Source organism: Armatimonadota bacterium, from assembly GCA_023511795.1.
Lineage (GTDB): Bacteria > Armatimonadota > UBA5829 > DTJY01 > DTJY01 > JAIMAU01.
In genome coordinates this window covers 15,243-27,807 of sequence record JAIMAU010000006.1, presented here as the reverse complement: position 1 = coordinate 27,807, position 12,565 = coordinate 15,243, and the positions used below count along the sequence as shown (strand labels likewise).

General features: G+C 48.1%; 13 protein-coding genes. 8 read left to right on the top strand and 5 right to left on the bottom strand.

The features are described 5' to 3' along the window. Window positions 1–2: 2 nt before the first annotated feature. From dnaJ to K6T99_07140, 5 genes are all read right to left on the bottom strand, one after another. Window positions 3–1,148, bottom strand: a complete 1,146-nt coding sequence (gene dnaJ, locus K6T99_07160; GenBank protein ID MCL6519598.1) for a molecular chaperone DnaJ — start codon at window positions 1,146–1,148, stop codon at window positions 3–5. A 64-nt stretch (window positions 1,149–1,212) separates the two neighbouring features. Next, window positions 1,213–1,653: a DNA-directed RNA polymerase subunit omega gene (rpoZ, locus tag K6T99_07155; protein MCL6519597.1), complete on the bottom strand. Its 441-nt coding sequence runs from the start codon at window positions 1,651–1,653 to the stop codon at window positions 1,213–1,215. A 380-nt stretch (window positions 1,654–2,033) separates the two neighbouring features. Continuing rightward, window positions 2,034–3,068: a TonB family protein gene (locus K6T99_07150; protein ID MCL6519596.1), complete on the bottom strand. Its 1,035-nt coding sequence runs from the start codon at window positions 3,066–3,068 to the stop codon at window positions 2,034–2,036. A 1-nt stretch (window position 3,069) separates the two neighbouring features. Further along, window positions 3,070–3,483, bottom strand: a complete 414-nt coding sequence (locus K6T99_07145) for a biopolymer transporter ExbD (protein ID MCL6519595.1) — start codon at window positions 3,481–3,483, stop codon at window positions 3,070–3,072. Next, window positions 3,458–4,117, bottom strand: a complete 660-nt coding sequence (locus K6T99_07140) for a MotA/TolQ/ExbB proton channel family protein (GenBank protein ID MCL6519594.1) — start codon at window positions 4,115–4,117, stop codon at window positions 3,458–3,460. Before K6T99_07140 ends, K6T99_07145 begins: the two co-directional genes overlap by 26 nt. 350 nt (window positions 4,118–4,467) lie before the next feature. Here K6T99_07140 and K6T99_07135 point away from each other — a divergent pair, with 350 nt between their 5' ends. The 8 genes from K6T99_07135 to K6T99_07100 all read left to right on the top strand — a co-directional run bounded on the left by K6T99_07135 (window position 4,468) and on the right by K6T99_07100 (window position 12,513). Continuing rightward, window positions 4,468–5,292, top strand: coding sequence for a mechanosensitive ion channel family protein (locus tag K6T99_07135; protein MCL6519593.1), 825 nt, complete (start codon window positions 4,468–4,470; stop codon window positions 5,290–5,292). Between the two features lie 312 nt (window positions 5,293–5,604). Further along, on the top strand, window positions 5,605–7,323 hold the full coding sequence (gene thrS / locus K6T99_07130; GenBank protein MCL6519592.1) for a threonine--tRNA ligase: 1,719 nt from the start codon (window positions 5,605–5,607) through the stop codon (window positions 7,321–7,323). 161 nt (window positions 7,324–7,484) lie between these two features. Then, window positions 7,485–7,991, top strand: a complete 507-nt coding sequence (gene infC / locus K6T99_07125) for a translation initiation factor IF-3 (protein MCL6519591.1) — start codon at window positions 7,485–7,487, stop codon at window positions 7,989–7,991. Window positions 7,992–8,113: 122 nt separating this feature from the next. Further along, a complete protein-coding gene (gene rpmI / locus K6T99_07120; GenBank protein MCL6519590.1) occupies window positions 8,114–8,314 on the top strand; it encodes a 50S ribosomal protein L35 in 201 nt (66 codons plus the stop codon). Between the two features lie 63 nt (window positions 8,315–8,377). Continuing rightward, complete coding sequence (gene rplT, locus K6T99_07115; protein MCL6519589.1) at window positions 8,378–8,737, top strand: 50S ribosomal protein L20; 360 nt, start codon at window positions 8,378–8,380, stop codon at window positions 8,735–8,737. Between the two features lie 24 nt (window positions 8,738–8,761). Continuing rightward, window positions 8,762–9,784 carry a phenylalanine--tRNA ligase subunit alpha gene (pheS, locus tag K6T99_07110; protein ID MCL6519588.1) on the top strand — a complete coding sequence of 341 codons (1,023 nt, stop codon included), beginning with the start codon at window positions 8,762–8,764 and terminating at the stop codon, window positions 9,782–9,784. Window positions 9,785–9,807: 23 nt separating this feature from the next. Beyond that, entirely contained in the window at window positions 9,808–11,841 is a 2,034-nt protein-coding gene (pheT, locus tag K6T99_07105) for a phenylalanine--tRNA ligase subunit beta (GenBank protein ID MCL6519587.1), read from the top strand. A gap of 15 nt (window positions 11,842–11,856) precedes the next feature. Next, window positions 11,857–12,513: a hypothetical protein gene (locus K6T99_07100; GenBank protein ID MCL6519586.1), complete on the top strand. Its 657-nt coding sequence runs from the start codon at window positions 11,857–11,859 to the stop codon at window positions 12,511–12,513. The last annotated feature ends 52 nt before the right edge of the window (window positions 12,514–12,565 follow it).

Here is a 12,565-nt window from a genome sequence, read left to right as displayed (position 1 = left end):
TTTCAGCCTACTTCTTTTGTTGTTTTTTTTCTAAACAAGCCTTTGCCTCGGCCATTTTCTACCGAGATCCCGCTCAACTGAGCGAACTGCTCGAGCAATTCTTTCTGCTGGGCCGAAAGCTCAGTCGGGATTGTTACTTTGATAACCACGTGTTCGTCGCCCCGCCGCCCTGTATCAAGATTGGGCATACCCTTGCCGTCAAGTTTGAAAACCTGTCCTGGTTGGGTCCCCTGCGGAATGCGCAGAGTAGTAGTCCCACCAAGCACTGGCACCTCAATCGTATCACCAAGCGCAGCTTGAACAAAGCTTATGGGAACCTCGCAAATGATGTCGTCCCCGCGACGCTCAAATATGTTGTGAGGCTTGATGTAGACTATTACGTACAAATCTCCTGCTCGGCCGCCTCGAATACCTGCATCGCCAGCCCCACGGATTCTAATTCGAGAGCCGTTTTCAACGCCGGCCGGTATGTGAACAGTTTGCTCACTCGTCTGGCGAATGCGCCCCTGGCCGCCGCAATTGCGACAAGGGTTCGTAAGTATCTCGCCTGTGCCCCGGCATCGGGAGCATGTGCTTACCGATGAGATATACCCAAGTATTGTTGAGCGACGATGTTCTATCTGGCCAGTGCCGCCACAGTCAGGGCATAACCCTGGCGAACTGCCTTGTGGATACCCAGCTCCATTACAGGCTTCGCATCGTTCCATTCTTGATAGTCGGAATACACGTTCAACGCCGGTGGCAGCTTCCTCCAGGGTAATCTCAAGTTCATATTGAAGGTCTGCACCGGGTTCGGCGGTTGATCTTCGATGTTGTTCTGTTCTTATGCCTGAGCCAAAGAACAAATCGAAGATATCGCCAAATCCGCCAATGCCGAAGTCCTCAAATCCAAACCCAGGTCCAGACCCTGAAAAGCGACCATTTAGCCCTTGATGACCATATCGGTCATATATCTCGCGCTTCTTTGGGTCGCTCAGGACATCATAGGCTTCGTTGATTTCCTTGAAGATTTCCTCGGCGTTCGAGTCGCCCTTATTTACATCTGGATGGTATTGGCGAGCTAACCGTCGGTATGCCTTCTTGATTTCTTCCTGAGATACCCCGCGGTCAACTCCCAATACCTCATAGTAATCTCTTTTCACAGGCATCTTGGTTGTTTAGTTACTCAATGTGTGCTTAAGTTGTTTCGAGGCTTTTTATAATTTCTAAGTATTATTCTTCTACAATCTCGGGCCTTTCTTCGAGCCCGATTTCACCCAATGAACCTTGGTCATCTACATTGGACAAGCCATTGCCCGAAGCAGTGAGCTCTCCTTCTTCCTCATGGGATGTTTTTTCATCGCCCGTCTTTTCCGTGACTTCTTGTACCGGAGCTCTGAGAAGATCGACTGCTTCTTCTATTTCACGCTTGCGTTCGCGAGGAAGAGCAAGCTGTTCTTCCCGGGCCGCTTGTTCCTCTGGAGTTGGCTTGTGAATCCGAATCTTTCCAGCCGCAATTTCTTCAAGAGCAATGGTGATCGGATTTTTGGATGTGCTTTCGACCAGCGGTTGAGCACCCTCGCGCAATTGGCGCGCTCGCTTTGCCACTGCTATAACTAGCGCATACTTGCTTCCTACCTTGGCGTCAAGCTCATCCATCGAAGGATATATCATTCCGACTCCCCTTTCACATTATTAAACTGTTGGCGGTGATAGTAAACCCAAATAACTGCACACCTAACCGCTTGGCTTTTCAATCAAATATCAGATGACAAAGCTCGAAAATTGCAACTTATGATTTTAAATCTAAACACTGCTTGATGTCAAGATGGCTAATGCTTCTATAGCATCGCCGAAAAATTAGAACATTCAAGCAGAAATCTGCATGCAAAATGGATTTACTCATGGGCTAGACACATCTGCGGCAACATCTCATGCCGGGAAGTGCTGACAAAGTTTTTGGTTGCTTCTTCAAAGTATGCCAAGTCTTGCGGCCATGAGGATGAATGGGCGATAAATAGAAAATGGGATGAGCACTGAACCTCTTGATTAGCTTAATCCAGTGCAAAGTGGAAAGTTTCGCGTTTGCGAAAGTTTCGAGGAATGCCGCCCTGAACGGCAGGCTTATATTTTCGACTTTGGACGGTTTCGGTCGCCGCGCGGTCAAGTTCGATGCTGCCGGAAGATTTTGTAACCTTTACGCCCACAACATTGCCTTCTGTGTTGATGGTATACTCGACTGTTACAGAGCCCTCGATTCCTTGGTCCCTGGCTGATGGAGGGTATTTCGGACGCTTTGACCCGCTGACCAATTCTGGCTCAGCCCTGTCGGCCAGGGTTGAGATATGCTTTGGCTTGCAGATTGTGCAAATTGAGGTTGGTTCTTTGCCAGGCCTAAATGACTTAATCACCGTTTTTTCGCAGTATGGACCTGGCAGCATTCCAGATTCGGCGCATACCTTTACGTCTATGTCAGGCGGCGGCGGAGGTGGCGGAGGTGGTGGAGGTGGTGGCGCTGGGTTTGGTTCTTGACCAGGACCTGGAGTCGCATTCGGTAGGGGTTCTGGCTTTCCAACACCTTCTCCACTGCCTGAACCTACGCCCTTGCCGCCCGGGTTTCCAGGAACCCATCCAACTGGTGTCTGGCCACTTGGGCCAATGTTGATATCACCATGATGGCTTGGTGAGCCGAAGTTCAAGTCCCCGCCCGGGTCGCCCGGCGGTTTATTAGAGGCAATGGTTGAGCCAGGAGAATATCCAGAAATTGGCGCCTTTTTTCTAGTCTCTTGATATGGAGGCTGTTTACCTGGCTTTGGTTTTGGCTTTGCTGGCGGTGCTACTGGTATCTTTTCCGGCGGTGGGAGCGGTAAGTGTTCAGACTCGGTTGATTTGAGTTTAGGCGCAGGTTTGATGTTCTCTGGCTCTGAAACTTTCACATTCTCCGGGATGTCAACAACCTCTACTCGAACTAGCTTAAGATCTTCGATTTCAATCGGACGGGCAGCCGATGTTTTGCCAACCAAACCAAGAATGGCAAGATGGATTCCAATCGAAGCAGCAATTGCGTATGTAAGCAACCGGTCGCGCATATTACTTTTTCTCAATCTTTGGTTCTGTGGCAATGGTGATGATTTCAGCGCCGGCCTTTTTTGCTTCATCCATCACCTCGATGCCATCGCCCCAATTGCGGCTCTTGTCGCAATTGATTACAACAACCATTTTAGGATTCTCTTTCAGTTTCTCCCTCAAAGTCGGTTGGATAAGCGCGAATGGAACAGGACGCTTGTCCACATAGAATTTGCCAGTTGCAGTTATGGTGACAACGGTCTTCACCATAGACCTATCTTGAGCCGTGCTTGACTTAGGTAGGTTTACTGGCATGCCTTTCATGGTGGTCATTGCCAGCGAGGCAATCATAAAGAAAACGAGAAGAAAGAAGATCGTGTCTATCATCGGCACGATCTCAATCCTTGCCCTCTTAGGCTCGAAGCGCTTTAGCCTCATGCTGGTCCTCCTCGCCGGCTGACAGGATGTTGACTAAGCGTGTTCCGTATATCTCCATGTCGCTGACCAATGCCTTGGCTTTTTCAGTTAAGTAGTTGTAGCCAACAAGGGTGGCAATTGCAATGGCGAGGCCCGTTGCAGTGGCAATCAAAGCCTCAGCGACGCCGCCGGTGATTGCAGTAGGCGTTCCAATGCCTGACTTAGTGGATATTACATGGAATGAGCGTATCATACCGGTGACTGTTCCTAGCAATCCCAAGAGAGGAGCAATTGTAATTATTGTGTCTAGGATAGGTAACCGGCAAAACAAATTTGGCGTCATTCTGAGAGCATACTCCTCCATGCATTTCTCAGCCTGTCGAGATCCTATTCCACGACATTCAAGCCCTCGGGCGAGCATTTCCGCTAAAGGGGTGCCGACGGTTCGGCAAAGGTTGACTGCATCTGAGCCCTTGCCAAGAGCAAGGCATTTTTCAATGCGTTCCATTAGCTCGTCAGGGTCGGCTCCTGCATTCCTTAGGCGTATGAAGCGCTCAATCATTACTGCTACTGAGATTATCGAGCAGGCTATTAGTGGAATCATTACGGGGCCGCCCTTGCATAGGAAATTGAATGCGTCAACAAACCAAATCATGAAGTTTTTTCCTCCTCGCTTTTAAAGGTGGAAGCATAAGCCCACCAAATCGTCTCATCAGATGTCTCCATACTGTGTCTTCAAAAGACATAAACAGCTATTTTATAATTATCGGCGAAACCCAAGAGAAGCCGCAGCCTCCAAGAAGAGGTTCAGAGTCGATGGGGGCAAAAAATTTTGGCAAATGCTTAAAACACATATCACATGTTTATTATCGGTTAACTGCGAACTAGCATTCAGTGTAACTCCAGCCGCTTGCGCCTTGGAGTAGCCCCTGCTTTTGCATATCTAAGGGAAAATTGTTACAATCCGTTTCGGCTATTGAAAGCTCTGCCAGAGGTGTACAAGGTATGAATTGGAATATCCTGTTTATTGCTGAGTTTTGGAGGACAGCGGCGCACAAGATTATTCCCTCCACTTTGGCCGCGGTTAAGATAGTAGTCATCTTCCTATTAATTCGCGCTGCGGTTAACAAATTTGTTGAACGCGTGATTCAAGTGGTAACTCAGCGCGAAACTAAGGGACCGACACCAGAAACGATTGCGCGTGCAAAAACGCTTGGCACTCTCATTAAGAGTGTAATTTCTTATGTCCTAATTTTTATAGCAGGTGTAATGGTCCTGGAGGTCTTCAAGGTTAACATTGCTCCTGTGCTCACAACTGCTGGGGTCGCTGGTTTGGCAATAGGCTTTGGCGCCCAAAGGCTTGTTCGCGATGTTATTTCTGGCTTCTTTATAGTTTTGGAAAATCAGTATGCAGTTGGGGATTATGTCACCATCGGTAGCATCTCGGGTTTAGTTGAGGAGCTCGGTATGCGAGTCACTAAAATTCGTGACGATGTTGGCAAGCTTGTATTTATATCAAATGGCGATGTAACTCTAGTAACTAACCATTCCCGCGGGACAATACAGGTGTCGTTGGATGTTAACATTGCTCCGAACTCCAATCTTGAGATGGTACGGTCTTTGATAAATGAATTAGGCAAAAGGATTGCGGATGAGGTTGAAGGCGTTGTCACTCCGCCACGTGCTGACGGAATTATAGCCATAGATGCATCTAAAGTTACTATTCGCATTACTGGTTCCGTAAAGCCAGGCTATCAGGAATCGTTGCAAACTGCTCTACGCGAGCGCATTTTGGAGAGAGCTTCTGCTGGCGAAATCAATTTAGTTTGATGGTATTCAAGGGTAAGACGATGAGAAGAAAAGCTCAAAAGCTTATTCTTCGAGGTAGGAGATGCTGTGTATGTGGATGTTTGGAAGAAAACCGATTTAAAATAGTAAGCCTAGATATTTTTAGCAATGTCATTTCCTTTATTGCCACTATATCTGGTCGGATTGGCGATTTTGCCCGATTATTCAATAGCTTGCGGCGTTCCCCACCTGCGTAATTTGCAAATCTCTGAAGAATCTTGTATCATCTCTAAGGTAATTAGGTGATAGAAAGGATGCCCATAATTACCTACTGGTCTTTTAGAATTTCCTTACTTGGTTGATGAGAGGTGCAAAGTGGATCCTCTTACGTTGAGACATAGTGCAGCGCATATACTGGCACAAGCAGTGAAAGAACTTTATCCTGAGGTCAAGCTTGGAATCGGGCCTGCAATAGAGGACGGCTTTTATTATGATTTCGACCGCAAAGGTGGTTTCTCGCCGGAAGACTTAGAGAAAATTGAAGCCCGAATGCGCGAGATTATCGCAGCAGATCTTCCGTTCGAGAAAAAGGAAATATCAAAGGAAGAGGCTTTTAGCCTTTTTGCTGATGAGCCCTACAAGCTCGATCTTCTTCGTGAAATCGAAGAACCTGTTGTCACCGTCTACAGCCAGGGGTCTTTTATTGACTTGTGCCGCGGTCCTCATCTTCCAAGCACTGGTTTGGTGAAGGCTTTCAAGCTCCTGAGCGTTGCAGGAGCTTATTGGCGAGGCAATTCAAAGAATCCAATGCTACAACGCATCTATGGCACAGCGTTTCCTACCCAGAAGGAGCTGGATGAATATTTAAAGCGCCTTGAGGAAGCTAAGAAACGCGACCATCGAAAGATTGGTAAAGACCTTGACCTTTTCAGTTTCCATGAGGAAGGTCCTGGATTTCCTTTCTGGCATCCAAAAGGAGCAATTGTCTATAACCAGATTATTGATTTTTGGCGGCAGGAACATCAAAAGCGCGGATATTTAGAAATTCGCACACCGATGATCTTGAACGAATCACTTTGGCGCCAGAGCGGCCATTGGGAAACATATCGCGATAATATGTATTTCCTTGAGATAGACGACCAGACCTATGCAGTTAAGCCAATGAATTGCCCTGGCGCAATTCTAATCTACAAGGAGACGCTAAAATCATATCGCGACCTTCCGCTTAGATATGCCGAACTAGGGCTTGTCCATCGGCACGAGCTCTCGGGAGTGTTGACCGGCTTGTTCCGAGTGCGGAGCTTTACAATTGACGATGGACACATTTTTTGCCGCCCTGAGCAAATACAGTCAGAGATAACGGGCGTCATTGACCTAATTCGCACAACGTATGCGAAGTATGGATTCAAAGATTACCGCATTGAGCTCAGTACGCGGCCGGAAAAATCCATTGGCTCTGACGAGATATGGGAAACCGCAGAGAAAGCCCTTCACGAAGCACTTCGCGCAAATAACATAATTTATCAAATAAACCCAGGTGATGGAGCTTTCTATGGGCCAAAGATTGACTTTCACGTCAAAGACTCGATAGGACGCTCTTGGCAGCTAGGCACGATACAGCTCGATTTCTCGATGCCAGAGCGCTTCGACCTAGAGTACATCGGCGAGGATGGCAAGCCCCACCGACCGGTGATGATTCATAGGGCGGCTTTGGGTGCTATCGAACGATTCATGGGTGTTCTGATTGAGGAATATGCCGGAGCATTTCCTCTTTGGCTTGCGCCAATACAAATGATTGTGTTGCCAATCGCAGACAGGCATCGGGAATATGGAGAGAAGGTAGCGGGTCGTCTTAGTGAGGCAGGCTTTAGGGTGTCAGTAGATTCAAGAAATGAAAAGACAGGTTTTAAAATCCGTGAGGCCCAGGTACAAAAGATACCGTATATGCTCATAGTTGGCGATAAAGAGGCCGAGTCAGGCAAAGTATCGGTGAGGAAGCGCGAAACCGGTGACATAGGAGTTATGCTAATAGAGGACTTTATCGCATTTGCTAAAAACGAGTTGACGAATTAATGATATTATGCTATACTAACTCCAATAATACTTTAAATGCTACGACCGCAGGGTTCGGATGGCGCACGGAGACGCGGTTGCTGGGGTTTAGCACACCAACTCCGGGCTGTGTGTGCAGTCCGCATATGGCCCTGTGGTTAATTTTTACGAGGTGATGGAGCATAAATAAAGATCTCAGGGTTAATGAGCGGATTCGGGCTCGAGAATGCAGGCTGGTTGACGAACAGGGAAACCAGCTTGGAATCAAACCCGTTCACGAAGCACTAGCGATTGCAAGGGAGAAGGGCCTTGATTTAATTGAGGTGGCGCCGACCGCTGTGCCTCCTGTATGCAAAATAATGGACTACGGGAAATATAAGTATGAGCAAGGAAAGCGCGAACGGGAGGCTCGAAAGAAGCAGCGGATTACCGAAGTGAAAAGCATTAAAATGCGCCCTGGCACTGATGAGCATGATTTTCAGGTCAAGCTGAGACACGCCCTGAGGTTCCTTGGAGAAGGAAACAAGGTTAAAATAATAGTAATATTCCGGAGTCGCGAAATAACTCATCCGGAGTTCGCCAAGCGCGCACTTGATCGGATTGCAGAGGCAACCGCTGATATAGCGGTGGTTGAAAAACCTGCCGCCATGGAAGGCAGGACGATGACGATGGTGTTAAGCCCAAAGTAGGAAGGATTGTCTAGGTCTGCCGATTGGTGAACTAATCATAGGAACGCCTAGCCGTGCCACGGATCCGGAGCTTGGCTCGAGAGGTCGCGTGGCAACTTGTATCTTGAAAGGAATAGAGTCGAATGCCAAAGATAAGGACAAGAAAAACAGCTGCCAAGAGATTCGAAATAACTGCATCAGGTAAAATTGTACGGCGAAATACGGGGAAAGGACACCTAATGATGAAGAAGTCCCCAGCCAGAAAGCGCAGACTGAGCGTAGAGTCTTTGGTTTTTGGCGGCGAAAAGCAGAAAGTTCACCGCATGATTCCTTACGGTTCATAACAGGAGATGGCCATAACATAAAAAGGCCGAATACAAGTTGCAATATTGAAAGGAGCAGGTTAGATGCCACGGGTAAAACGTGGGATAATGACCCATAAGCGGCATAAGAAAGTCATGGAGCGCGCAAAAGGCTATTGGGGCGCAAGAAGCCGCCTCTTCAAAACTGCGAATGAAGCAGTCGCAAAGGCGCTCAACTATGCATACCGCGACCGCAGAGTTAGGAAGCGAGAGTTTCGGAGTCTTTGGATAACACGCATCAATGCGGCATGCCGAGAAAACGGCATATCCTATAGCAGATTCATCCAGGGCTTAGCGAAAGGCGGAATAGCCATAGACCGCAAGGTTCTTGCGGAAATGGCTGTTAATGACAAAGCCGCCTTCGCTGCGCTGGTTAAACATGCCTCAGAACAGCTAGCAGCTTGACTTTCTAAGAACGGGGAGTAGGATTTGGTTTACGAGCAAATCGAAGCCCTGCGCCGTGAAGCAGAGCAACGGATTGCATCAGCCGCATCTTCGCAGACGTTGGCGGAGCTGGAAACCGAGTACCTCGGACGTAAGGGCAAGGTTACTGAGCTATTGCGCAGCGTGAAAACGCTGCCCCCAGAGCAAAGGCCATCGTTTGGCCAGAGCGCAAACGAACTTCGACAACTGCTAGAAGGAAAGATCGCCGAGAAGCGCGAGAAGATTTTAATCGAGGAGCGGGATGCCCAGCTTGCCCGCGAAGCTGTGGATGTCACGCTGCCAGGCAGATTGTTCCAAGTAGGCAGGCGCCATATCCTGTCTGTAACCATCGCAGAAGTAAAGCGAATCTTCATCGGGATGGGCTATCAAGTGGTCGAAGGACCGGAAATCGAACAATATCTTTACAACTTCGAAGCCTTGAACTATCCCGAAGAACATCCGGCGCTGGATGAGCAGATGTCATTTTATATAACTGATGACCTCCTACTCAGGACGCAGACGACTGCTCTTCAGGGAAGGGTAATGGAAAGCCAGAAACCGCCATTCCGTATCGCAACAATTGGGCGATGTTTTAGGTTCGATGCTGTGGATGCTACGCATTCACACACTTTCCACCAAGTTGACTGTTTTACGGTCGACGAAGGGATAAGCTTGGCAAACCTAAAAGGGACTTTGGCACAATTCGTGCGCGAGATGTTCGGACCAGAAACCAAAGTGCGGTTTCGCCCAGACTACTTTCCATTCGTAGAACCTGGCGCTGAGTGGGCTATTAGCTGCGTAATGTGTAAGGGCGCCGGATGTTCACTTTGCAAGTCTACCGGCTGGCTTGAATTAGGCGGTGCCGGAATGATTCACCCAAACGTACTTGAGCGCTTTGACATAGACTCGGAAAAGTACACGGGGTTTGCTTTTGGCCTGGGAATCGAACGCATGCCGATGCTTAAGCATGCCATCGACGATTTGCGCCTGTTCCTTGAGAACGACTTGCGCTTTCTTCAGCAATTTTAGGCTTCCTACAAAGGGTTCCTGTCGTGTTAGTACCTGTCGAATGGCTAAGAGAATATGTGAGCTTTGATGTCCCTCCGAAGCAACTAGCGGAGCGATTGACACTCGCTGGCCTCGAAGTGGAAGAGGTAACCGAGATAGGCGACAAGCTTGTCTTCTCAACCTACGTTACCCCAAATAGGCCTGATTTGCTTTCAATAGTTGGCGTTGCACGAGAGGTTTCAGCTTTACTTGGGACCCAACTAAATCCTCCAATCCCTAAGTTGGTCGAAAGTGATACGAAGGCATCTGACCTCGTAAAAGTTGACATCGAAAGCCCCATCAATTGTCCACGATACTCAGCACGCGTAGTTACCGATGTCAAGGTAGGGCCGTCACCAGCATGGGTTCAGGAAAGGCTAGTCGCTGGGGGCCTCCGGCCCATAAATAATGTCGTGGATGCGACGAATTATGTGCTACTTGAGCTAGGGCAGCCCCTTCATGCTTTCGATTACGATTTGGTGAAGAATCACCATATAATCGTTCGCCAAGCAATACCTGACGAAAGAATCGTAACTTTAGATGGCGAAGAGCGCATACTGAACGAGGAAATCCTGGTGATAGCAGATTCTGAGAGGGCTATTGCCATCGCAGGAGTGATGGGCGGTGCAGACACCGAGGTAAGCTTTAACACGCGCAACGTTCTTTTGGAGTCAGCCCATTTTAACCGAATCTCTATACGAAAAACCGCAAAATATCTCGGCATGAGTACCGAAGCATCGTATAGGTTTGAGCGCAGCGTTGATCCTGAATTAACAACCTATGCCCTTGACCGTGTAGCCCAATTGATTGTGGAGTGGTCTGGCGGGTCAATCGCTAAGGGCATTGTGGACGCCTATCCAAGAAAGATTAACCCGGTAACCTTAGAGATTAGGCCTCAACGTACAAGCGAGGTCTTAGGCGTTAAAGTAAGCTCAGAGCAAATCGCAGACTACCTTTCCAGACTAGGTATGTCTGTTGCGAAAGGTGACCCGCTATTGGTGACCGTTCCTACGTTTCGGCCAGACATAACGCGCGAAATTGACTTGATTGAAGAAGTTGGCAGGTTGTACGGATACAATGCAATCCCAGAGAAACTCCCTATGGGTGAAACAATGCAAGGGAGCGACAGCCCGGAAGGAAGGTTTGCTTCTGAAGTTGCGGATACGTTGATTGCATGCGGCCTTCAGGAAGTTGTCACTCATTCACTTGTACCTCCAACAGAGGGCGAACACGGCGAAGTCGTGATTCGCAACCCGATAAGCGATGATCTAAGCAGGATACGAAAGCGCCTTATTCCAAATCTATTAGGAGTAATTGGCTACAACGCAAGTCGAGGGATAAGGGATATCGGCATATTCGAGATTGGACGCGTGGCCTCTACCGATAATGGCGCGATTATCGAACGTTTGAGCATCGCTGGGGCTTTAACTGGCTCGATGTGGCAGACGGCTTGGAATGTGGACAAAAGTAGCCTCGAAGCAGATTTCTTCTTGGCAAAAGGCGTAGTTGAAACTATTTTCAACCGATTGGTAAAGGGCGAAGTGCTTTTCAGACAGGCGCGGCTTGATGGATTCCACCCGACTAGAGCAGCAATCATACAAATAGGAAATACCGAAGTCGGCGTTCTTGGCGAGGTCAGCTCGGACCTTGCTGCTAAGTTCGATCTTCCAGGTCGAACTTACGCATTCGAACTTGATTTTGACGAATTGATTAGTCGTCGTCGAGAAGCAGAACCATATCGTCCGTTCTCTCGATATCCAGCACTTACGAGGGACTTGGCCGTCGTTGTCGCCGACGAGATTCCATATGATAGGGTTAGAGAGGTTTTGGAAGAAGGGGCGGGAGACCTACTAGAAAGTATATCGTTGTTTGATTTATATAAAGGTCCACCCTTACCTGCAGGGCAGAAGAGTCTTGCGTTTAGAATGGTATTTCGTTCGCCTACGAAGACCCTACGGGATGAGGAAGTAGACGACCGCATGGCAAGGATAAGAAATCTCCTTGGAGACAAGCTTGCAGCATCCTTTAGAGATGCATAGCTCGGAGGAATAAAAATGGGGACCACAAGAAAAATATCGGCTTCAGAAATTGAATCAGTTATTCGCTCGCTCAACCATATCATCTCAAGCCGTGTTGTAACAAACAATGCAGGCGTCATAGAAGAGATTCATGTTCTAGCAGAGTCGAGCAGAGCACCAAAGCAAGTTGTAAGGGATGTCGAGTCAGCACTCATGGCCAAGTTCGGAATCGAACTAGACCACAAAAAAGTAAGCGTAGCACAAACACAGGATGGAAAGCGCTTCAGGTTCGACATAGGAAGATTGAAGTTTTCGGATGTCTCAATCTCACTTAATGGAGCTCATTCTCAGGCTACTGTTCATCTTAAAAAAGACCAAGAAGTATATACTGGCAGTGCAACAGGTCATAGTTCAAGTCTGAGCCAACTCAGGCTCATAGCGACGGCAACCCTCCGAGCAGTTGAAAATTGTGAAGGCACCGATGGGACATTCGTTGTTGAAGACATCAATCCTAATATTACTTTGTCAGGCAGGCAAATAGTAATAGTTTTAATAAACATGATAACTTCACGGGGCGAAGAACCACTTATAGGTTCAGCAATCGTCAAGCAGGATTTATGGAAAGCGGTGGTGAATGCAACGCTAGATGCCGTCAATAGACGGCTGGGCTTAATGGGCGAAGAGAAAGAATAATTTGTTTGGGCCGACGGCAGGCGGTGAAAAGGTCGCAAAAACGATTCAAATC

Bases quoted from the DNA above. Each gene is read 5' to 3' on its own strand.
- K6T99_07100 (MCL6519586.1), top strand. From the start codon at position 11,857: ATGGGGACCACAAGAAAAATATCGGCTTCAGAAATTGAATCAGTTATT.
- rplT (MCL6519589.1), top strand. From the start codon at position 8,378: ATGCCACGGGTAAAACGTGGGATAATGACCCATAAGCGGCATAAGAAA.
- K6T99_07150 (MCL6519596.1), bottom strand. From the start codon at position 3,068: ATGCGCGACCGGTTGCTTACATACGCAATTGCTGCTTCGATTGGAATC.
- K6T99_07145 (MCL6519595.1), bottom strand. From the start codon at position 3,483: ATGAGGCTAAAGCGCTTCGAGCCTAAGAGGGCAAGGATTGAGATCGTG.
- K6T99_07140 (MCL6519594.1), bottom strand. From the start codon at position 4,117: ATGATTTGGTTTGTTGACGCATTCAATTTCCTATGCAAGGGCGGCCCC.
- K6T99_07135 (MCL6519593.1), top strand. From the start codon at position 4,468: ATGAATTGGAATATCCTGTTTATTGCTGAGTTTTGGAGGACAGCGGCG.
- dnaJ (MCL6519598.1), bottom strand. From the start codon at position 1,148: ATGCCTGTGAAAAGAGATTACTATGAGGTATTGGGAGTTGACCGCGGG.
- rpmI (MCL6519590.1), top strand. From the start codon at position 8,114: ATGCCAAAGATAAGGACAAGAAAAACAGCTGCCAAGAGATTCGAAATA.
- rpoZ (MCL6519597.1), bottom strand. From the start codon at position 1,653: ATGATATATCCTTCGATGGATGAGCTTGACGCCAAGGTAGGAAGCAAG.